Source organism: uncultured Parolsenella sp., assembly GCF_934660935.1.
Classification (GTDB): Bacteria; Actinomycetota; Coriobacteriia; order Coriobacteriales; family Atopobiaceae; genus Parolsenella.
Window position 1 is genome coordinate 64,045 of the sequence record NZ_CAKUIH010000003.1, and the last position, 21,646, is coordinate 85,690.

The following is a 21,646-nucleotide window of genomic DNA, read 5'->3' on the forward strand; positions in this document are numbered from 1 at the left end:
CCTACAGAGACCTGAACGCCAAGTTTGAACCGATTGGCATTTTCATTGCACTTGACCCCATGAAGGAAATCTTGAGCAAAGTTCAGGCCTCTACTACTAAGACCCTATCCGGCCTTGTAACAGGTGCCGTCCCCTACAGGTATTCGGACAAAGCGAAAAAAGACCACCCAGAGCTTCTCAAGCTTATGGGCAAGTCCTATGACCTCAGGACAAATGCTCTAGATAATCTAGATAACAAATTGTTCTTTCCTAACAAGGAAGCTGATTTTGATTACGTCGCCGTATTTGGGCTTCACAATAAGCAGAGGGAATATCTCTGGATTAGGCGCGAATATATAGACGTTCCAGACAATTTTGAAGGCTATAAAGTGCTGCTATCTAAGGCCAGCGGATCTGGCACTTTTGGCGAGAAACTGACATCCCTCGCAGTCGCAGCAAAAAGGGTTGGTCACACCCAGTCTTTCGTTTCAATGGGTAACTTCGACACAGAATCAGAAGCTGACGCTCTCGTAAAATATCTAAAGACTAAATTCTCACGCTCGCTTATGGGAATCTTGAAAGTCACGCAGGACATTACGCCAAGGGTATGGGGACTTGTCCCTCTCCAGGACTTCACCCCCGCCTCTGACATTGACTGGTCGAAGCCCATCCCTGACATCGACAAGCAGCTCTATGCCAAGTATGGCCTCGACGAAGATGAGATCTCCTTCATCGAATCCCATGTGAAGGAGATGGATTAGCCATGGCCTTCTCCGACATCACCGGGCACGTCAAAACGTCGCGCCCTGCGCTTCCGCAAATCTATGCCTATACCACGCCCGAAATCGCCCGACACGATGGTTGGACGAAGATTGGCTATACCGAGCAGGACGTTGAAACGCGCATCAAACAACAGACCCACACGGCTGACATCCACGTCATTATCGAGTGGCACGGAAATGCCACCTATGAGGACACCGGCGAGACGTTCCGCGACACTGACTTCCACGGCTATCTTAGAAAGCTCGAGATCACCAACGAGCCAAGCACTGAATGGTTCAAGATTGAGCCTCAACCAGCCAAGCTGCATTTCTATGAGTTCCGCGAGAATCACGGCATCCTAGATACCCCTGAGGCGATTGATTACAAGCTCCGCGACGAGCAGTCCGAGGCAGTGCGACAGACCGTCAACTACGCTCACGCGCACGATCGCGGCGAGTTTCTCTGGAATGCCAAGCCACGCTTTGGCAAGACTCTCACGAGCTACGACCTCTGCCAGAAGCTTGGGGCCCAGAAAGTCCTTATCGTCACGAATCGCCCCGCCATCGCCAACTCCTGGTACGACGACTACGTGAAATTCGTCGGCAAGGAATCTGGCCTCTGCTTCATCAGCAGCGTAAGCGCGCTTCAAGGCAAGCCCAACTGTCTCTCTCGTGAACAGTACTTGCAGAATCTTCGCAGTAGCGGGTCCAAGGGATTCATCGAATTCGTTAGTCTTCAGGACCTCAAGGGCGCCATTGAATTCGGTGGCAAGTTCGACAAATTGAAGCACGTGTCCGATATCGAGTGGGACGTCCTTGTCATTGACGAGGCGCACGAGGGTGTCGACACCTTCAAGACAGATGTTGCGTTTGATCACATCAAGCGCAAGTTCACGCTTCACCTCTCCGGCACGCCATTCAAGGCCATTGCCAATGAGAAGTTCCCCTCTGATGCAATCTTCAACTGGACCTATGCCGACGAGCAGCAAGCAAAGCGCGATTGGGACAACCCGGCTCTCCCCAACCCGTACGCAGACCTTCCCCGCCTCAACATGTTCACTTACCAAATGAGTGACATCATCGAGGACGAAGTGCGTCGAGGTTGCAGCATAGACGGCGACACAGTCGAATACGCTTTCGACCTAAATGAGTTTTTCGCCACCAACGCCAATGGCTTTTTCCTGCACAACGAAGATGTCAATCGTTTCCTCGATGCACTCACCACGCAGAAGAAGTTCCCGTTCTCCACGCCCGAGCTCCGCAGCGAGCTTCGCCACACCTTCTGGATGCTCAATCGCGTCGACTCTGCAAAGGCCCTGGCAAAGAAGCTCAAGGCGCATCCGGTATTCAAGGATTACGAAATCGTTCTAGCCGCCGGCGACGGCAAGCTGGACGATGCCGACGAATCCGCAAATGCCTTCGATGCGGTTCGCGAAGCGATTGCGGCGCACGACAAGACCATCACCCTTTCCGTTGGCCAGCTGACCACCGGCGTTACGGTTCCCGAGTGGACCGCCGTTCTCATGCTCTCCAACATGAAGAGTCCCTCGCTCTACATGCAAGCCGCATTCCGCGCGCAGAACCCGTGCTTGTTCAATATTGATGGCAAGTTCTTCCGTAAGGAAAACGCCTACGTTTTCGACTTCGACCCGGCGCGAACCCTCACCATCTTCGAGGAATTCGCGAACGACCTGTATACAGACACCGCGTCAGGCGGAGGCACGCTCGACGATCGCAAGAAGCGCATTCGCACGCTTCTGAACTTCTTCCCTGTGATCGGTGAGGATGAGAATGGCGAGATGATAGAGCTGGACGCCGAGCGCGTGCCCTCCATCCCCCGCAAGATCCGCTCGCACGAGGTTGTACGCAGGGGCTTCATGAGCGATTTTCTGTTCCAGAACATTAGCAGCATCTTCCACGCGCCATCGGAGATCGTCGATGTTCTGCAGAAGCTTGAGCCGTATAAAGCATCCAATGACCCGCTGGATGTCAATCGAGAAATCGCAACGGAACTCGACCTCAACGAAGACGGCGATGTAGAAATTCCTGCCACGCAGATTGTGGGCCTCGCCGACGAACTCTTTGGCGACAAGGTCTATAGCACCATCGCTAATGATCTCAACGGCGTCATCGATTCCATTTGCATCGAGAAGTCCGACGATCCTGACGACCACCTCTTAGACGCACTCACCAAGACGTTTGGTGACAGCATCACCAAGCCCCTCGTTGACGCCGCCCAACAGAACTACGGCACCGATATGAAGCCTGCCCAGCAGAGAAAGATGGAGCGTCGCATCAAGGCTGACGTGGACATTAAGCTCAACCGCGAGGTGGGCAACTTCAATATCGCCAAGAACCGAATTGAGAGCGACCGCGCCAATGAGCTCAAGCTCGCCCAGACCCAGGCCGAGGAAGATAGCATCAATCGCAAGCATGACGAAAAGCTTGAGGCTGCCCGCAAGGAACTGGTCAGCAGCCTTAAGGAATCGCGAGAGGAACTTGTGAAGAGCGCTGGTGAGACCATCGTTCGCGAGGTTGAGACCGCAAAGAAGGAAGCCAAGAAGCAGACGCTCGAAGGCAGCATTCGCGACCACCTGCGCGGCTTTTCTCGCACCATCCCCTCGTTCCTCATGGCGTACGGTACTGAGAGCACCACGCTTTCCGAGTTCGACAAGATTATTCCGGCAGACGTGTTCTATGAGGTAACGAGTGTAACTGTTGATCAGTTCAAGCTTCTGCGCGACGGTGGAGACGTCATCGATCCCGAGACTGGCGAGAAGATATACTTCGCAGGCCAGCTCTTTGACCCCGATGTCTTCGATGACTCGGTACGCGAGTTCATTGATCTGCGCACCAAGCTAGCCAACTACTTCGACGAGTCTCTCGACGAGGACATCTTCGACTACGTGCCGCCGCAGAAGACCAACCAGATCTTTACCCCGCGTAATGTCGTCATCGATATGGTTGACCTCTTCGAGAAGGAGAATCCGGGCTGCTTCGACGACCCGAACCACACCTTCGCCGACCTGTACATGAAGTCTGGCCTCTACATTACGGAGATAATCAAGCGCCTATACAACAGCGAGAAGATGCGTGAGATTTTCCCAGATGACCGCAAACGCCTCAATCACATCCTGGAGAAGCAGGTCTTTGGCATTGCGCCGACCGAGATCATCTACCAGATTGCAACGCACTACATCCTTGGCTACAACAACGAGATTGGTGCCTACTGCGACACCAACTTCGTTAAGGCAGACTCCGCCGAACTGGCCAAGAACGGTCAACTCGCCGACTTCGTCGAAGCCACCTTCGGCAACAAGATGGAGGGGTAGATCTCGTCGACAACGTGGGCCTGCGCGACTTTGCGCGCGACCTTGAGTCCGCCGAGGGTAAGGTGGCTGTCTACGCCAAGCTGCCGAGGTCGTTCAAGATTCCAACGCCCGTGGGTAACTACGCACCCGACTGGGCCATCGCCTTCGAAAAGGGCAGCGTGCGCCACGTCTTCTTCGTTGCGGAGACCAAGGGAAGTATGGACAGCCTCGAGCTGCGCGACATCGAGCGCGGCAAGATCGAGTGCGCCAGGAAGCTCTTCAACGAGTTTTCCGGCGAGGACGTGCGATATAACGTCGTTCACAGCTACCAGGATCTGCTGAACGTAATCCAGGGGATGGAGAACCCATGAAGCACTACGACCTCGGGACGATCAAGAAGGTCGACCTCAAGTCCGTCTGGCCTCACGAGGCGCTGGACTTCACCAAGTGGCTCGCGGAGGAGAGCAGCCTAGCGCTGCTCAGCGAGGCCGTGGGGATGGACCTCGAGCTTCGCGAGGTCGAGTCTGCCGTCGGCTCCTTCCGCGCGGACATCTACGCCGCTGACACGGCCACGGGCGCCAAGGTAATCATCGAGAACCAGCTCGAGGACACCAACCACGACCACCTGGGCAAGGTGATCACCTACGCCGCGGGCAAGGACGCCCAAGCGGTCATCTGGATCGTTCGCCACGCCCGCGACGAGCATCGTCAGGCCATCGAGTGGCTCAACGCCCATACGGATGAAGAGGTCGCGTTTTTCCTCGTCGAGATAGAGGTTTGGTCCATCGGCGACTCCCTCCCCGCGCCGCGCTTCAACGTGGTCGAACAACCCAACGAGTGGGCACGCGCCATCAAGGCGAGCGAGGGCCTGTCCGAGACCGACAAGATTAAGCTCGCCTACTGGACGAGGTATCGCGAGGTGGCCGAGGCCACACCCCAGTTCATGAAGGAGTTCAGCCCCAGGAAGCCGGCGAAGAATCATTGGTCCACCCTGAGCTGCGAGAGTTCGGCGTATCACATGGCGCTGATCATCGACACGCAGGGCGGCCGTACGGGCGTCGAGTTCTACGTGCCGGACGACAAGGAGATTGGCCACAGGGCCATCGCGAACGTGGCCATCTTCGAGCAGAGGCTCGGACTCAAGGCCAAGGTGTTCGACGCGAGCAAGGCGTCGGGCATTCGTCTCTACAAGCCCGGGCGCGCAATCAGGACGCAGCAGGACAAGTGGGACGAATTCATCAAGGAGCAGCTCGGCTGGGCACTCGAGATGAAGAAGATCATCCGGGAGCTTGAGCTGTAGAGAGCGATACCCGGGATGTGGGGCTAGGGGCGAAGCGCGGGCTTGCTCGACAGCACGAGAATCGGGTCAATGCTCCTCGGCTGAGTCGTTTCTCGAGTGATCACACATGCCGATGGGCGGCGCCTAGGCCCAAGCGTCCAGACACCCGGACGAAAAATGTCGCTAAGTAGGGGGCTAATCCCTGATGGCCCAAGTAGCCCCCGTCTTTTCGCCGTAAAACCCCAGTTGGCAAAGATCCATATCGGTCGTCTACTCGGCCAAACCCGAAACAGCCCCCTACTTAACGTGTTTTTAGCTCGCGCTTCAATTAAGAGACGGTATTACATCGCCATCTTCGGCCGCATTTTGCGGCCGAAGAGAAGCCGCTGCTGTCGCAGCGGCTTCGAATGCGCGCTCAGCAAGCCCCACGCACAAGCCATCTAGTCAACGACCGCTATCATGGTTCCAGACAACCACACAAAAGGACGGCACATGGACAGTACCAAGCGCTATAAGTCCGGCGATGCACCCCTGCGCCCTGACCAGCGGCTGAGCCGCGAGTCGCGTGCCGAGCGCGCCGAACGCGAACGCAGGCACGAACGCCTCGTCAACGAGCACATGTATCGCGCGGCCAACTCGTGCGCGAAGAAGCGCCGCTATGCCACGTATGATCAGGCCCGCGCGACTCTGCGTTTCTGCGAGGAGTCTGAGGGGCGGCCGCTCTACATCTACAAGTGCGAATACTGCGGCGGCTGGCACCTTACCCACCAGGCTGACCAGCAGCGATATGGCCGTGAGGCGGGTCACGAGGCGCAGGAGCGCATCACCCGCGAAGAGGCGGCGAAGGCAGCGGCGGGTCCCGTCGCGCGGTTTGGCGTCGGCGACCTGGTGATCGACGAAGCGACCAACACGCCCTGCGTCGTGAACGCCGTGGGAGAGATCGGCGGCGAGCCCGCCTACGAGCTTTCCAGTGCAAACGGATGCTCTGAGCTGGGATGGGTTCGCGAGTCCGAGGTGCGCGAGGCGTAAGCGCGGCGTCGTGACGGGGGGTCGCGGGGCCCGGCGGGGGCGCGAGCGGCGCGACGGGGACAGCACGCAGACGCGGCCAGCGCGGCGCGCGCCCTCCGCGACCAGCGCGGCAATCGCGGAATCGCAGCGGCGGCCCTAGATCACGTAGTCGTTGCCCGCGAGCGTCGAGACGCAGAGGTCCGTCACCTTGACGTCGTCGAGGTAGTCCTCGATAAGTGCGTCGAGCTTCTCCCACATCCCGTGACATCGAGGCTCCTCAATACGGAAAGCCTCCTCGTTATCCAGGCCGGCCACGGGCGCAAGCGAGCCCTCGGTCGCACGCAGCACCTCGCTCGCCGTGTAGCCCGTCGCCGGACGGGTGAGCCGGTAACCGCCGCCCTTGCCACGCATGCCCTCGATTAGGCGATCGCGCACGAGGGTCTTGAGGACGCTCTCGAGGTACTTCTCGGAAATGTCCAGCCTATGCGCGATATCGCGAAGGGGCAGATAGCCCTCACCCTCGTGTTCCGCGAGGTCAACGATGACGCGCAGGGCATAGCGGCCCTTCGTGGATACGAGCATGGCTCCCCCAGATCTTCCCAGCCCCTAACGAGCGCGGCATGGCGCCGAGGCTTGGGCGTACAATCACGTGACGCATCCCAAGGGTTCGTCGCGGTCTATTTCCTATCATTGCTATAGGATAATAGGTTAACGCACGAGTTGCGCAAGCGAGAACACTTCAATCGGGCGGGCTTTCCGCATCGCCCAGGCTGCTGATGCAAGACGAAGGAGAAGCAATGATCCCCACCCCGGAGGAGGCTCTCGAGCTGCTCGAGCGCTACAACCAAGACCCGTTCCACCTCACGCACGGTCGCATCGTGGGCGAGGTCCTGCGCTGGTACGCCGTGGATATGGGCCACGCTGACGAAGCGGACCTCTGGCAGACCGTTGGCACCCTGCATGACCTCGACTTCGAGCGCTGGCCCGAGGAGCACTGCGTCCGCGAAGAGCAGCTCATGCGCGAGGCCGGCATCGACGAGCTCGTTATTCGTGCGTGCTGCAGTCACGGCTGGGGTCTCACCGGCACGCCCTATGAGCCCGAGAGCGATCTCGAGAAGGTCCTCTTCGCGGCAGACGAGCTCACCGGGCTCATCGGCGCCGCGGTGCTCATGCGTCCCTCCAAGAGCGTCGACGACCTCACGGTGAAGTCGCTCAAGAAGAAGTTCAAGGACAAGAAGTTCGCCGCTGGCTGCTCGCGCGACGTTATCGAGCAGGGTGCCGAGCGCCTCGGCTGGGATCTCGCCACTCTCATGGACAAGACGATTGAAGCCATGCGCCACTCCCCTTCTGCGCCGCACGGGGACGGGGCGGATGGTGCCGAGGCCGACGCGACTGATGCGTCCACTGCGCCCGCCCAGTCCATCGCCTCCTCCACCACGCAGGCCTAGCCAATAAACCGCAGCTCATGAGTATCGTCTATCTCGACAACGCCGCCACCACACGCACGAGCGACACCACACTCGACGCCATGCGCGAGGTATACACCGGCGACGCCTTCGCCAACCCCGCGAGCCAGCACGCCGCCGGCGACGCGGCGCTCCGCGTGCTCGAAAGCTCGCGCCGCCGCATCGCCGAGCGCCTCCACGCGCGCCCCAGCGAGGTCGAATTCACCTCCTGCGGATCCGAGGCGAACAACCAAGCCCTGCTCACGGGCGCCGCATACGGTGCGCGCGAGGGCAGGCGCCACATCGTCGCCTCCGCCATCGAGCACCCGAGCGTTCTTCGCATGCTCGAGCTTCTCGCCTCGCCCGACGGCCCTTATGGAGGGAACTTCGAGGTCACACTTGTGAAGCCGGATGCCAACGGCCTCGTCAGCGTGGCCGACGTCAAGGCCGCCATGCGCCCGGATACCTGCCTCGTCTCCCTCATGTACGCAAACAACGAGGTAGGTGCCGTGCAGCCCGTGCGCGACGTCTGCCGCATGGCCCGCAAGCGCGGCGCCCTCTTCCACACGGACGCCGTCCAGGCCACCGGCCACCTCCCCATCGACTTCACGCGAGACGGCTTCGATCTGCTCACGCTCTCCGCCCACAAGTTCCACGGGCCCCGCGGGATGGGCGCACTTGTGTGCTCGCACCGCGTGGTTCCGACATCGCTCGTCCTCGGGGGCGCGCAGGAGCGCGGACACCGCGCTGGCACCTCGAACGTCGCGGGAGCCGCAGGCATGGCAGCTGCACTCGACGAGGCGTGCGACAGGCTTGAAGCCAATACGTCGCAGGTAGAAGCGCTGCGCGAGCGATTTGTTCGAGGCCTTGCCAGCACCGAGAGCGTGCGTGTGCTCGGCCCTGCGGACCCTTCGCTTCGCCTCCCCGGAATCGTCGCCCTCACGCTCGACGGGGTCGACCACCAGCGTTCCCTCGTCCTTCTCGATGAGCTCGGCGTGTGCCTGAGCGCCGGCTCCGCCTGCGCGGCGGGCGCTCTCGATGAGAGCCACGTCCTCTCTGCCATGGGCATATCGCCCGAGGTAGGGCGCACGTATCTGCGAGTCTCCCTCGATGCCGAGGAGAACGACGAGGCCGCTGTCGACCGCGCCGCTGAGGCGATCGCCACGGTCGCCGCGCGCCTGCGCAAGCAAGGTGAAACGCTGACAGCGCAGCCGCACGTCTCGGCCAACCCGCCCTCCGGCACACCCGCGGGAGGTGACGCCCGATGACTTCCGGACGCGTGCTCGTCGCCATGAGCGGCGGCGTCGACTCCAGCGTCTGCGCGAGGCTGCTGGTCGATGCGGGCTACGAGTGCACGGGTGCCACGATGCGCCTCGCCACCAACGAGGACGACCGCCCCGGCGAGCGCACCTGCTGCAGCACCGACGACATCGCCGACGCCCGCCAGGCTTGCTGGGATGCGGGCATCCGGCACCGCGTCTTCGACTACTCGCGCGAGTTCGCCCGCGACGTGATCGACCCCTTCGTCGCGGCGTACGAGGCCGGCCTCACGCCCAACCCCTGCGTCGCCTGCAACCGGCACCTCAAGTTCGGCGCCCTGTTCGACCTGGCGCTCGAGCTCGGGTATGACTTTGTCGCCACCGGCCACTACGCGCGCGTCACGCACGACGACGCCGGCTGGCACCTGCTCAAGGGCGTGGACGCACGCAAGGACCAGAGTTACTTCCTCTTCGGCCTCACGCAGGAGCGCCTCGCCCACGTCATGTTTCCGCTGGGTGGGATGCTCAAGGACCCCGAGGTACGCGATATCGCCGCGAGCTATGGCCTCACGAGCGCCAACAAGAAGGACTCCGAGGGCATTTGCTTCGTTCCCGGTGGCGACCACCTGCGCTTTATTGAGGAGCGCACCGGCCGCGTAGCGCCCGAGGGCGACATTCTCGACACGGAGGGCAACGTCCTCGGCCGCCATCAGGGCGCGCTTCGCTACACGTTGGGCCAGCGCAAGGGCCTGGGCGTGGCGTGCGCCAAGCCCGTTTACGTCTGCAACGTCGACACCATTGCCAACACCGTGACCCTCGGCGACGAGGATCGCCTCATGGCGAGCGCGCTCGTCGCCGGCGACTGGAACTGGGTGTCCGGACGCGTGCCCGGCGAGCCCGTACGCGCGGCGGCCAAGGTGCGCTATCGCCAGCCGGATCAGCCCTGCGTGGCGATGCCGCTTCCTGACGGCCGCGTACGCCTCGAGTTCGACGCACCGCAACGCGCAATCACGCCCGGACAGGCCACGGTGCTCTACCTCGGCGACGAAGTCCTCGGCGGCGGCACCATCGAGCACGTGGAGTAGCGCCCATTCGCGCGGCTGCGGCGGCAGCTGGCTCGCGCGACCGCAGTGGAAGCCCACTCGCGCGGTCCCCGCGCGCCCACTTGACTCGCCAAAACCTACCTCTTGTAAAGTTTCGGGCCCCTTTTCGGCGGCAAAACCTTACAAGAGGTAGGTTTTGGTGCGCAGCCAGGCTTTGGGGCCCCGCGCCGTCCGCTCCGCGCGCCGCCGCAAAACAGAAGGCGCTCGCCAAGTAGGTGACGAGCGCCTCTGCGTTTCGAATCCTCAGGCGCGACCTCCCTTCGGGCGCGCCCGGGCAGCTGCCGTTCCTAGTGGTCAGACAGCGAGAAAGAGTTCTTCATCAGCATGCTCGAGGTGTAGAGCACTTTGTCGAGCAGCTTGTCGGTCTCCTCGCGAAGCTCGTCGGCAACGCGCTGGTTAGCCTCCTCGAGCACGCCCTCGACCTCGGCGGTGCCAGCTCCGACCTCCGCAAGCGCGGCAACCGTGGCGTCAGTCTCGCGCAGGACGCGCTGGCCAAAGGCCATCGTACGCTCGCGGTAGTTATCGATGGTGTTCACGTTGTCGTTGAAGTGCGGATCGGCGATCGCGGCGATGATGCGGTTCGCCCAGTAGAAGTTCTCCGTGGTCACGTGGCCCGTGGTGTCACGCAGGTATGCCGGCATGTCGCCAACCTGGGCAAAGAACGGCGCCAGGGTATTGAAGGCGTTCGAGCCGTAGGCCATCCACTGCACACAGCGCGTGGCCGCGGGCGCGTAGGGGCGCAGCTGCAGCACGGCGAGGTGGTTGTTGCGGTTGATGCCGATGGAGCGAAAGCGGCGACGCTCCGCCTCGGTGCCGAGATTGCCATAGGGGTCGAACGGCGTCCCGTCGTAGTGGCTCGAGAGCACGTCCTTCACGTCCTCGATGGTGAGCTTGCGCTCCGGTACGCGGCACCAGGGTATGTCGTCGCTCTCCGGGCCCCACTCGGCGTCCGGGCCGTCCCAGGCGTCGCTGGGGTTGAGCGTGCGCTGCATCATCCACGCGCGGCAGGTGTTGTAGACGTGGTCGCGGCCGGTGTGGGAGCCAAACGCCTCGCGCGGGTTGAAGCGCGTGTGGACGCCGTCCGCGCAGACCGCGCCCTCCTCGCTGCCGGCAAGGCCGAGGTCAGCGTCAGAGAGCGTGAGGTCGAGGTAGTTGGCGGCCATCCACTCGCGGAGATCCGCGCTGCACATGTAGTCGCGCTGGGCACCCATGGCGTCATCGAGGTCGAAGTCGTCGATGCCAAGCTGGTTGGGCATCGTGACATAGGCCTCGTCCGGCACGCGGCGGGCGATCCAGTGGTGGCCGCCAACGGACTCGATCCACCAGACCTCGTCCGCGTCAGAGAAGGCGGTGCCGTTCATCTCGTACGTGCCGTAGGTCTCGAGCAGCTCGCCCAGGCGCTTGACGCCCTCGCGCGCGCTGCTGACGTACGGCAGGACGATCGTGAGGAAGTCCTCCTCGCCGATGCCGCCGGGAACCTCCGGCTCATAACCCTCCTCGCCGGGCTTGCCCTTTGCGGGCACGAGCGTGACGAGGGGATCTGCGCCGAGCACGCGCTCGTTGGTGGTGAGGGTCTCCGTCGCACTCATGGCGACCTGGGCCTCGTTGAAGCCGGCCTCGCCCCAGATGCCCTCGTCGAGAAGCGCGTTGGGCACGGCGGTGTAGCGCTGCGGGTTGTCCGGCAGCTCGATCTCGACGTGAGAGAGCACCGAGCGATAGTGGCGCGGCTGCTCCTCCGGCGTCACCACGACGGTGCGCTTCGGGTCGAACGTGCCGTTAGAGGAATCCTCATTGCGCGCGATAATAGTCGACCCATCGTAGCTCGCCTTTTTGCCAATCAGGATTGTAGTGCAAGCCATGCCTTCTCCCTCCCCCGCCACGTGCGCGGGAATTAATATCCTGAAACCCAGCCTACCACGCGAGCGACCCTACGCGAACTGCGACTGGTAGAGCTCCGCGTACGCGCCGCCACGGGCGAGCAGTTCGTCGTGTGAACCCTGCTCGATGATGTTACCGTGGTCCATCACGAGGATGAGGTCCGCGTCGACGATGGTCGAGAGGCGGTGCGCGATGACAAAGCTCGTGCGACCGGCCATGAGGTTCTCCATCGCGTGGACAATCGCCTGCTCGGTGCGCGTATCGACGCTCGAGGTCGCCTCGTCCAAGATGAGGATTGCCGGGTCTCGCAGCATCGCGCGAGCGATGGTGAAGAGCTGACGCTGGCCGGCGCTCACGGCCTCCGCGTCCCCGGCGAGCACCGTGTCGTAGCCCTCCGGCAGCGTGCGGATGAAGAAGTCGACGTGAGCCGCCTTAGCCGCAGCGATGACCTCCTCGCGCGTGGCGCCGGGGCAGCCGTAGGCGATGTTCTCGGCCACGGTCCCCTCGAACAGCCACGCGTCCTGGAGCACCATGCCAAACTGCTGGCGCAGGTCGCGGGCGCGCATCTTACGCGTGTCGCGGCCATCGAGCGTGATGTGGCCGCCGTCGACCTCGTAGAAGCGCATGAGGAGGTTCACGAGCGTCGTCTTGCCGGCGCCCGTCGCGCCCACGATGGCGATCTTCTGGCCAGGCTCCGCCACGAGCGAGACGTCGTGCATGAGGGGGTTCTCCGGCGTGTAGCCAAAGCGCACGTGCTCGAAGGTGATGCGGCCCTCGACCGGTTGAGCGGGCTCGATGGGCTCCGCCGGATCCGCCTCGACCTCGTCCTCGTCGAGCAGGCGGAAGACGCGCTCCGCGGCAGCGAGGGCACCCTGCAGCATGTTCACGGTGAGCGAGACCTGCGTGAGCGGCTCGGACGCGTGGTTAAGGTACTGGAAGAAGGCCTGGAAGACACCCACGGTAAGGCCGCCGGCAAGCAGCATCTGGCCCGCGAGGAACGCGATCACGACCTGCGACAGGCGCATGACTAAGCGGATGGCGGGGCCAACGGACTGCGTCAGGAAGTCCGAGAACGCGGAGGCCGTCGCGAGCTCCTGCGCCGCCTTGCCGATCTCCGCCACGCTAGCCTCGTCGCGGCCGAACGCCTTGATGACGGCGCGGCCGGAGTACGCCTGCTCCACGCAGCCGGTGAGCTTGCCGAGCGATGCCTGCCTCGAGGCCGTCGCCGTGAGGGTGTGCATCGCGAAGAACCTCGTCACGAGCAGCGCCACCGAGGCGAACGCCGTGAAGACGAGCGCGAGCTTGACGCTCACGGAGAACATGAGGATGACGGCGAGGAGGAACGTGAGACCCGAGTTCACGACCTGCATGAGGCCGCGCTGCAGCACCTCGCTGACCTTGTCGAGGTCGTTCGTGGCGCGGCTGATCGTCTCGCCCGGCTGGTGGCGGTCGAAGTACGCGAGCGGCAGGCGCTCGAGCTTGGCCGCGATCTGCTCGCGGAGCCTGAGGTTCAGGCGCTCCGCGAAGCTCGCCATAATGAAGGAGTTGACGGTGTAGAAGGCCCAGGAGAGCGTCCAGAGACCGAAGAACGTCAGGATCTCGGTGCCGCCGTTCTCGAAGGCGACGACGTAGCTCTCGCCACGCGCGAAGCACTCCTGGATGTTGCCCCACAAAAGGTCGATGAGGCCGGCGCTGTAGGACACGGCGCCAAGCTGCAGCGTCACGTAGGTCACGGCGAAGACGCTCATGAGGACGAGCCTCCAACGCTGACCGGCGGCGGCGTTCCAAAGGCGCACGGCCGTGGCGACGGCGTTTGCGGGCACCTCGAGCTCCTCCTCGGGCTCGGGCGCCTGGTACTCGAGCTCCTCCTCGGGTTCGGGCACCCGGCGTTTGAACTCCCCTTCGTTACTCATGGCTGGCCTCCTTCCTGAGCTGGGATTCCGCGATGGCGCGGTAGTTGTCGCAAGTCTGCATGAGGTCGTCGTGGCGGCCGAGGCCCACGATCGAGCCGTCCTTCAGGACCACGATCTGGTTGGCATCGTGAATGGTGCTTACGCGCTGGGCAATCACGAGCTGCGCCGCATGCGCGAGCTCGGTCGAGAGGGCGTGGCGGAGCGCCGCGTCGGTCTTGAAATCGAGCGCGGAGAACGAGTCGTCGAAGACGTAGAGGTCCGCGTGGCGCACGAGGGCGCGCGCGATGGCGAGGCGCTGGCGCTGACCTCCGGAGAAGTTCGTGCCACCCTGGGTCACGGGAGCGTTGAGGCCACCGGGCAGCTCGCGGACGAAGCTCGCCTGCGCAACGTCGAGCGCGTGCCAGAGTTCCTCGTCCGTCGCGGCGGCGCGTCCATGGCGGAGGTTCTCGGCGATGGTGCCGCTGAAGAGCCACGCCTTCTGCGGGACATAGGCGATGCGGCTCCTGAGCTCCGCCTGGGCGATGTCGCGAACGTCGACGCCCTCGAAGAGGAGCTTGCCGCTGGTGACGTCGTTGAAGCGCAAGAGCATCTTGGCGATTGTCGACTTGCCGGAGCCGGTGTTGCCGATGATGGCCGTGACCTCGCCGCGGCGGATGCTGAACGTCAGGTCGTGGAGGGTGTCCTCGTCCGCATCGGAGAAGCGCAGGCTCACGTGGTCGAAGCGGGCGACCTCGATGGGAGCGGGCGCGGGAAGTGACACGCATGTCTCGGCATCGCGAATCTCGGGCACGAAGCGCAGTACCTCGGACGCGCGGTCGAGACACGCCATGGCCCTCGGCACGGAGATGAGCGCGAACTGCGCCATCATCAGGAAGAACAGGATGAGCATCGCGTACTCGATGAGGGCCGAGATGGAGCCGATCTGCATCGCGTGCACGCCGACGCGGTTGGCGCCGAGCCACATGACGAGCGACTCCACGGCGTTCATCAGGAAGAACGTCAGGGTGTCCGTCGCGGCGAAGACCATGTTCACGCGGATGGCGTTGTCCGCGTAGGCGGAGAAGGTCTCGTCCAGGCGCTCGCGGGTCTCGTCCTCGCAGCCGAACGCGCGAACGACGCGCACGCCCGTGATGGCCTCGCGCAGGCGCGCATTCATCGAGTCGATGAAGCCCTGGAGGCGCGTGAAGATCGGCGCGGTGGCGAAGACGCTCACGAGGGAGACGGCGATGGTCGCCGCGGTGACGGCTAGCAGCACCCAGCCCATGAGCGCATCGATCGAGAACGCCAACCCCACCGAGATGGCGCACATGATGGGCACGGGCAGGATCATGAGAATGGCCATGAGCAGCGTCTGCTGCACGACGTTTGCGTCCGAGAGTGTGCGCGTGATCATTGAGCCGGTGCCGAAGCGCGAGAAGTCGCCGCCGGAGAAGTCGAGTGAGGCGCGATAGACGCGCATGCGCAGGTCTCGGCCGACGTTGGCACACAGGCGGGAGGCGAGCCACGTCGACGTGATGTAGCCGAACGATCCGCAGAGCGCCGCGACCAGCATGAGGACGCCGTGGGTCATGAACTCGTTTGCGTCGTGCGTGGTGATGGCGACGTTGATCATCATGGAGAGCTGCGTGGGGATGAGCAGCATGCCCGAGAGGTCGAAGAGCATAGCCACGAGGGTGGCCGCGCAGAGGCGCTTGTAGGGCGCGAGAAGACTGGCCAGGAGCCTGACGGCCTCGAACTTAGAGGCGCGCTTGGAGTGGGTGGCAGGATCACCGTCGTTGCCGGTGGTGCCGGGTGCGGGGGGTTTGCCCGCGGCGTACTTGCCGCTGGCGCCTGGAGCTGCCGCACGGCGGGCATCGCGGCGTTCGCGGGCTTGCCTCCGCAGTTCGTTTTCTATCGTGTCCTTGTCCTGACTCACCTTGCTTCCTCCCCTTCCATCCTCTTGATCTCCTCCTCGACCGCAGCGACGTATTTGTCGATGAGCCGCATCATCTCGTCCTGCTCCTCGGGGGCGAGCACCTCGAACGCCCGACGCTCCGCTTGGCTCGCGGGCACGATCTTGGCGGCAACGAACGCGCGGCCTGCCGGCGTGAGCGCGACGCGCTTGGCCTTTCGGCTGCCCTCGCAGAACGACGTCTCGACGTAGCCCTTCGACTCGAGCGTGCGCAGGGTCGAATTGAGCGTCTGTTTGCTGAGGCAGTAGGCCTCGCAGAGGTCACGCAGCGAGGCCTCGTTGCCGCGGGCGTAGATGGCATAGAGCAGCCAATACGCGCTGTCAGAGAGGCCACAGCCGCGTGCAAGGTTGTGATAGAGCTGGTCAGATTTGCGATAGAGCTTGTCGAACTCGCGGTTCCAAACGCCGACGGAGATGAGGCCGTCCGGATCCCTTGGAATGGGGCCCGCGGCTTGGCGTTCCTCGTTCGTCATGGGCTTCCAAATCATACGGTTTCGGACAATTTTGGTTCAGTATAGTCCGATTTCGTATCATTTCAATTGCGGACTGCACGATCCCAGACGACAAAACCTACCTCTTGTAAGGATTCGGGGCCCATTTCGGGCTCAAATCCTTACAAGAGGTAGGTTCTGACGAAGCACCACTTCGGCACCACAAACGATGGCGACGTTTCAGCACACACAGGGCCGCAACCTGCGTCGGTTAGAACCTCGCGCGGAGGGCCTCCACAACGCAGGGCGGAACGAGCATCGAGACGTCCGCGCCAAGGCCGGCGAGCTGGCGAACGATGGAACTCGACACGTAACCGTACTCAGGGCTGCTCATCACGAAGATGCTCTCGACGTCCGGCGCGAGGCGGGAGTTGAGGTCCGCCTGCTGAAGTTCGTACTCGAAGTCCGTCATCGCGCGCAGGCCCTTGACCACGGCACCCGCGCCGATCTCATGGCAGAAGTCGACGAGGAGTCCTGCGAGCGGGCGCACGTCGACACCCTCGCTCACGCCCTCGTCCGCCAGGGCCTGGCGCGCGAGCTCGACACGCTCGTCCAACGTGAACTTGGGCCCGGTGCCGTTCTTGCCAAGGCTCGCCGCCACGGCAACGGTCACGCGACCGGCAATGCGGCGCGCGCGGCGCACGACGTCGATGTGACCGTAGGTGATGGGGTCGAAGGTACCCGGCACCACAACGTGCTCGATACGATTCACGTGAGAGTTCTCCATGAGCTACTTGTCCCTTCCCAGCAGGTCAACGGACGTGTGCCCGTAGCGCTTCTGCTTGAGCGGCACGAAACCGGCAGGTTCGATCGTGGGGCGGTTCGAGCCACGCTCGTACAGGATGATAGCGTCCTCCGTGAGGAGGCCCGTGGAATCGAGGGACTCCACGAGAGCGGCAACATCGGCGGCCTCGGTGGCGTACGGCGGGTCAAGCAGCACGATGTCGAAGGGCGCGCCGGCAATCCTGCCACCAGCGGCGAGCCTCGCGGAGTCGCCGCGCACGACGTTGTACCTCATCGGATCGGCGCCGAGCGACGCCGCGTTCCTGCGAACGCGCGCGCAGGCGTCGCGGTCGAGGTCGACGAACGTGCACCACGAGGCGCCGCGGCTGAGTATCTCGAGCCCGAGAGCGCCAGACCCCGCGAACGCGTCAAGCGCGCGAGAGCACTCGAGCGACAGCCCGCGCGCGGACAGAATCATGGAGGAAACCGCCTCGCGGACGCGATCGGTGGTCGGACGCGTGACGTCGCGGCCCTCGGGCGCCTCAATCGGGCGCCCCTTCCATTCGCCGCCTACAATCCTCATTGGTCTCCCCTTTCTCCCTTGAAATATGCCCCGAACCTCCTGCGGACCTCTCGCGCGAGCGGCGCGTTTCTCGGCCCAGAAAGCGACGGGTCCGCCGAGACGAGCTCGAGCGCGTCCGCGTGCGCAGCCTCTACGAGGTCCGCGTCCGCGATCAGGTCCACATGCCGGAGCGTCACGCCACCGCTCTGGCGGTATCCCAGCACCTCGCCCTCATGGCGAAGGCGCAGGTCAGTCTCCGCGAGCTCGAAGCCATCACTCGTCCGCTCGAGCGCGGAGAGGCGCTTCTTCGCCGGGCTCGTGCCACGCGCGGCGGAGACGAGGTAGACGGTGCCCGGATCCTTCCCTCGCCCGACGCGCCCGCGCAGCTGATGGAGGGTCGCGAGGCCAAAGCGGTCGGCGTCCCAGACCATCATGACCGTGGCGTTGGGCACGTCAACGCCCACCTCCACGACCGTCGTCGACACGAGCACCTGCGTGGCGCCGGAGCGGAACGCGGCCATTGCCTCGTCCTTCTCGGCAGGCGTCATGCGGCCGGTGAGCAGGCCCACGCTCGCGTCGCGGAACACCCTGTCGCGAAGGCGCTCGAAGGTCGCCTGCGCGGAGTGCGGCTTGGCTTCCGTGCGCGCGAGCTCTTCGGCGGGTACGTCATCGAGCTCGGAGCCATCGTCCGCGTCGTCGACGAGCGGACAGATCACATACGCCTGATGCCCCGCGGCGATAGCCTCCGCGATGGCAGAATGGGCGACGTCCGCGTTCTCCGGCGTGAGAAGCTTCGTGGTGATGCCGGCCCCCGCATGCGGGCGCTCCGTGATGCGCGAGCAGGCGAGGTCACCGTAGACGGAAAGCGCGAGTGTGCGCGGGATGGGCGTCGCCGTCATCGTGAGCTGGTCGGGTGCTGTGCCCTTCGAGCGCAGACGCGAGCGCTGGCCCACGCCGAAGCGGTGCTGCTCGTCCACCACGACGAGCGAGAGGTCCGCAAATGAGAGGTCCTCGCCGAGCACCGCCGTCGTGCCAAAGAGCACGCAGGTGTCGCCGGAAGCGAGCGAGGCCGCCGCGGACGCGCGCTCGGCAGAGGGCGTCGAGCCCGTCACGAGGGCCCAGGTGATGCTCGCGGCGTCGAAGACCGGGCCGAGCTTCTCGGCGTACTGCCGTGCGAGGACGCTCGTGGGCGCCATGACGGCAGCCTGGGTGCCGCTGTCCGCGACGGCGGCGAGGGCGACCGCGGCGACGGCCGTCTTGCCCGTGCCCACGTCGCCCAGAAGCAGGCGGTTCATGGGCATCGTGGCAGCCATGTCAGCAAGAATCTCATCCGCGGCGGCACGCTGCTCGCCCGTGAGCTCGAACGGGAGCGCGGCGAGAAGGGCTTCGACGTGGGGGCCGGACGTCACGTGCGTATGGGCCGAGAGCCCCGCGAGCTCGATCTGCCTGCGCGCGAGAAGGGCCGCCTGCAAGCAGAGCAGCTCGTCATAGGCGAAACGACGGCGGGCACGCTCGGCGGCGTGCGAGCCGCACGGGAAGTGCGCCTCGCGAATGGCACGTGCCTCGGTCATGAGACCGCGGGCCGCGACGAGCCTGGCGGGCATGAAGTCGCAGGCGTCGCCCCAGTCAGCCAGCGCGGCGCTCTCGATGCGGCGCATCCAGGCCGGCGTCAGCCCCTCGGAGACGGAATGCACGGGTAGCAGGCGCGCGAACGCAGACGGAGAGGCAGACTCCCCCTCGCGCGCCACCACCTCGTGGAACTGCGGCGTCATCTGCTTGAAGCCATACGCAAAGGTGACCTTGCCAGAAACCGCGAGCGTATCGCCATGATGGAACTGATCGGCGAGCCAGGGCTGCTTGAAGAAGGCGCACATAAGCACGCCCGTCTCGTCGATAAGCGCGACCTCCACGATCTGGAGGCGCGGGCGCGGGCGCTTGAGCGTCACCTTGTCGATGACGCCCACGCACGTGACCTCGGCGCCGACGTCCGCCTGGGAGACCTTTGTGATGCGCGTAAAGTCGAGATAGCGATGCGGAATATGGAGAAGCGCATCTCGGACGCTCTCCACGCCAAGGCGTTCGAGGGCCTCGGCGCGAGACCCTCGAGCAAAACGCAGGCGCGAGACATCGCCGTCCCACGCCCGCGTGCGCGCGAGGCGCAGCGACGCCTCGCCTATGTCTGGAATGGTCCCCGCCGCGCGGGCGAGGTCGCCGGAGGTGCCGGTCACACGAACCCCGGAAGGCTACTCGATCGAGAAGATGACCGGGTAGAGCGGCTGGCCGCCACGATGGGCGTCGATCTCGAGGTCAGGCTGGGCCTCCTCGATGCGGCTGCACAGGGCGTCGAAGCGCTCCTCGTCCATGTCCTCGCCGGCGAGGATGGTGAGGGTGTCACCCTCCTCCTCGTCCTGCATCTTGGCGATGAGGTCGAGGGTGACCTGCTCGACGTCAGAGCCGACGATGGCGATGTCGCCACCGGCGATGCCCATGATGTCGCCGTCGTGGATCGGGGTGCCGTCAGCGGCCTGAGAATCACGAACGGCGTGGGTGACCTCGCCGTCGCGGACCTCGGCGATGGCCTCGACCATGGCCTCGGCGTTGTCCTCGGCGCTAGCCTCGACGTCGACGGCGAACATGGCGGCGAACGCCTGCGGCACGGTCTTGGTGGGAACGACGATGATCTCGAAGTCCTCAGAGGCGCTCGCGGCGGCCTCCGCGGCCATGCGGATGTTGCCGTTGTTGGGCAGGACGATGACGTGCTCCGCGTTGGCGGAGGCGGCGGCGTCGAGGATGTCGGCCGTGGAGGGGTTCATCGTCTGGCCACCAGAGACCACGACGTCGACGCCGAGGGACTTGAGGATGTCGGCCTCACCCTCACCGGCGGCGACGGCAACGAAGCCGAGGGGCTTCTTGGGCTCCGCGGGAGCAGCGGCAGCCTGGTCGGCGGCGATGCTGGCCGTGCGGTCGTGGGCCTCCATCACCATGTTGTGGATGAAGACCTCGTAGACCTGGCCATACTTGAGCATGTACTCGAGCACGCGGTTGGGCTCGTTGGAATGGACGTGGACCTTGAAGTCCGGGAAGGAACCGACGACGAGCTCGCAGTCGCCGAGCGTGGCGAGGTACGAGAGGGCGGCGTCGGGATCGAAGCCCTCCTCGGCCTTGAAGAGGAACTCGTTGCAGTAGGTGTACTCCGAGCCCTCCCAGTCATCGTTGAGCTCGATGGCGACGCGAGCGTCAGCGGCACCGTGCGCGGAGGAGGCGGAGGCGACGGAGGTCTCGAAGTCGATCTTGCCGGACTTGCCGAGGGCGGCGTTGACGAAGGCCTCGACGAAGGTGGCAAAGCCGTAGGCACCGGAGTCGACGACGCCGTTCTCCTTGAGGACGGGCAGGAGGTCAGGCGTGCGGGCGACGGACTCGTACGCCTCGACGACGAGGGCCTCGAGCATCTCGGGGACCGGCATCTTCTCCTTCTCGCAGCGGTCGGCGCGAGTCGACATATCGCGGATGACGGTGAGGATCGTGCCCTCGACCGGCTTGCGGACGGCCTTGAAGGCGACCTTCACGCTGTTGCGGAAGGCAGCGGCGATGTCCGCGGCGGTGACGGGCTCGCGGGAACCGACGAGGCCCTCCGCCATGCCGCGAAGGATCTGGCTCGTGATGACACCGGAGTTGCCGCGAGCGCCCATGAGGGAGCCGTGCGTGATCGCCTTGGCAACGGCCTCCATGTCCGCGTCTGCGGGAAGTGCCTCGACCTCGCGGACGACGGTGCCGAGCGTGAGCGACATGTTGGTGCCGGTGTCGCCATCGGGCACGGGGAAGACGTTGAGCTTGTTGATGTCTTCCGACTTGTCGGCCACAGCCTGGGCGGCGACGGGGAAGCACGAGCGAATCACGTTGGAAATCATGTTTGGGACTCTCTCCATATCGATTGCCTTAGCGGCGTTGGTGCCCGCAGGGCGGGCGTCGTGCGGCGACCCGAG

At 64.0% G+C, this 21,646-nt stretch carries 17 protein-coding genes; 8 read left to right on the forward strand and 9 right to left on the reverse strand.

Features of this window, described 5'->3' with window-relative positions; translation table 11 throughout:
- Positions 1-71 precede the first annotated feature (71 nt).
- The 5 genes from Q0H23_RS02185 (at position 72) to Q0H23_RS02205 (ending at position 6,359) form a co-directional block, all read left to right on the forward strand.
- The gene (locus Q0H23_RS02185) at positions 72-740 is read left to right on the forward strand and encodes a hypothetical protein (protein WP_293835237.1); all 669 of its coding nucleotides are present in this window, start codon (positions 72-74) and stop codon (positions 738-740) included.
- 2 nt (positions 741-742) lie between these two features.
- A complete protein-coding gene (locus tag Q0H23_RS02190; RefSeq protein ID WP_293835240.1) occupies positions 743-4,072 on the forward strand; it encodes a DEAD/DEAH box helicase family protein in 3,330 nt (1,109 codons plus the stop codon).
- 14 nt (positions 4,073-4,086) lie between these two features.
- Positions 4,087-4,422, forward strand: a complete 336-nt coding sequence (locus Q0H23_RS02195; RefSeq protein WP_293835243.1) for a hypothetical protein — start codon at positions 4,087-4,089, stop codon at positions 4,420-4,422.
- Positions 4,419-5,351: a DUF4268 domain-containing protein gene (locus tag Q0H23_RS02200; protein WP_293835246.1), complete on the forward strand. Its 933-nt coding sequence runs from the start codon at positions 4,419-4,421 to the stop codon at positions 5,349-5,351. Before Q0H23_RS02195 ends, Q0H23_RS02200 begins: the two co-directional genes overlap by 4 nt.
- Positions 5,352-5,822: 471 nt before the next feature.
- On the forward strand, positions 5,823-6,359 hold the full coding sequence (locus tag Q0H23_RS02205; protein ID WP_293835249.1) for a hypothetical protein: 537 nt from the start codon (positions 5,823-5,825) through the stop codon (positions 6,357-6,359).
- Positions 6,360-6,494: 135 nt separating this feature from the next.
- Here Q0H23_RS02205 and Q0H23_RS02210 read toward each other — a convergent pair whose 3' ends face one another.
- Positions 6,495-6,920 (reverse strand): Rrf2 family transcriptional regulator, encoded by a 426-nt coding sequence (locus tag Q0H23_RS02210; RefSeq protein ID WP_293835252.1) that lies wholly within the window; start codon positions 6,918-6,920, stop codon positions 6,495-6,497.
- Between the two features lie 215 nt (positions 6,921-7,135).
- Here Q0H23_RS02210 and Q0H23_RS02215 point away from each other — a divergent pair, with 215 nt between their 5' ends.
- The 3 genes from Q0H23_RS02215 to mnmA are packed head-to-tail and all read left to right on the forward strand — an operon-like array spanning position 7,136 to position 10,127.
- Complete coding sequence (locus tag Q0H23_RS02215) at positions 7,136-7,786, forward strand: hydrolase (RefSeq protein WP_293835254.1); 651 nt, start codon at positions 7,136-7,138, stop codon at positions 7,784-7,786.
- Positions 7,787-7,803: 17 nt separating this feature from the next.
- Positions 7,804-9,051, forward strand: a complete 1,248-nt coding sequence (locus Q0H23_RS02220) for a cysteine desulfurase family protein (RefSeq protein WP_293835258.1) — start codon at positions 7,804-7,806, stop codon at positions 9,049-9,051.
- Positions 9,048-10,127 (forward strand): tRNA 2-thiouridine(34) synthase MnmA, encoded by a 1,080-nt coding sequence (mnmA, locus tag Q0H23_RS02225; RefSeq protein ID WP_293835261.1) that lies wholly within the window; start codon positions 9,048-9,050, stop codon positions 10,125-10,127. Before Q0H23_RS02220 ends, mnmA begins: the two co-directional genes overlap by 4 nt.
- A 305-nt stretch (positions 10,128-10,432) precedes the next feature.
- Here the strand turns inward: mnmA and Q0H23_RS02230 are convergent, their stop codons facing one another.
- From Q0H23_RS02230 to Q0H23_RS02265, 8 genes are all read right to left on the reverse strand, one after another.
- Entirely contained in the window at positions 10,433-12,004 is a 1,572-nt protein-coding gene (locus tag Q0H23_RS02230) for a C69 family dipeptidase (RefSeq protein ID WP_293835264.1), read from the reverse strand.
- A gap of 69 nt (positions 12,005-12,073) precedes the next feature.
- Positions 12,074-13,936 (reverse strand): ABC transporter ATP-binding protein, encoded by a 1,863-nt coding sequence (locus tag Q0H23_RS02235; protein WP_293835266.1) that lies wholly within the window; start codon positions 13,934-13,936, stop codon positions 12,074-12,076.
- Positions 13,929-15,851 carry an ABC transporter ATP-binding protein gene (locus tag Q0H23_RS02240; protein WP_366509935.1) on the reverse strand — a complete coding sequence of 641 codons (1,923 nt, stop codon included), beginning with the start codon at positions 15,849-15,851 and terminating at the stop codon, positions 13,929-13,931. The genes Q0H23_RS02235 and Q0H23_RS02240 overlap by 8 nt, the downstream gene beginning before the upstream one ends.
- Positions 15,848-16,360 carry a MarR family transcriptional regulator gene (locus tag Q0H23_RS02245; RefSeq protein ID WP_293835269.1) on the reverse strand — a complete coding sequence of 171 codons (513 nt, stop codon included), beginning with the start codon at positions 16,358-16,360 and terminating at the stop codon, positions 15,848-15,850. Before Q0H23_RS02245 ends, Q0H23_RS02240 begins: the two co-directional genes overlap by 4 nt.
- A gap of 229 nt (positions 16,361-16,589) precedes the next feature.
- Entirely contained in the window at positions 16,590-17,105 is a 516-nt protein-coding gene (gene coaD / locus Q0H23_RS02250) for a pantetheine-phosphate adenylyltransferase (RefSeq protein WP_293835272.1), read from the reverse strand.
- A 3-nt stretch (positions 17,106-17,108) separates the two neighbouring features.
- Positions 17,109-17,684, reverse strand: a complete 576-nt coding sequence (gene rsmD, locus Q0H23_RS02255) for a 16S rRNA (guanine(966)-N(2))-methyltransferase RsmD (RefSeq protein WP_293835274.1) — start codon at positions 17,682-17,684, stop codon at positions 17,109-17,111.
- Entirely contained in the window at positions 17,681-19,891 is a 2,211-nt protein-coding gene (locus Q0H23_RS02260; protein ID WP_293835276.1) for an ATP-dependent DNA helicase RecG, read from the reverse strand. The genes rsmD and Q0H23_RS02260 overlap by 4 nt, the downstream gene beginning before the upstream one ends.
- A 15-nt stretch (positions 19,892-19,906) precedes the next feature.
- Positions 19,907-21,571, reverse strand: a complete 1,665-nt coding sequence (locus Q0H23_RS02265; protein WP_293813927.1) for a DAK2 domain-containing protein — start codon at positions 21,569-21,571, stop codon at positions 19,907-19,909.
- Positions 21,572-21,646: the final 75 nt, after the last annotated feature.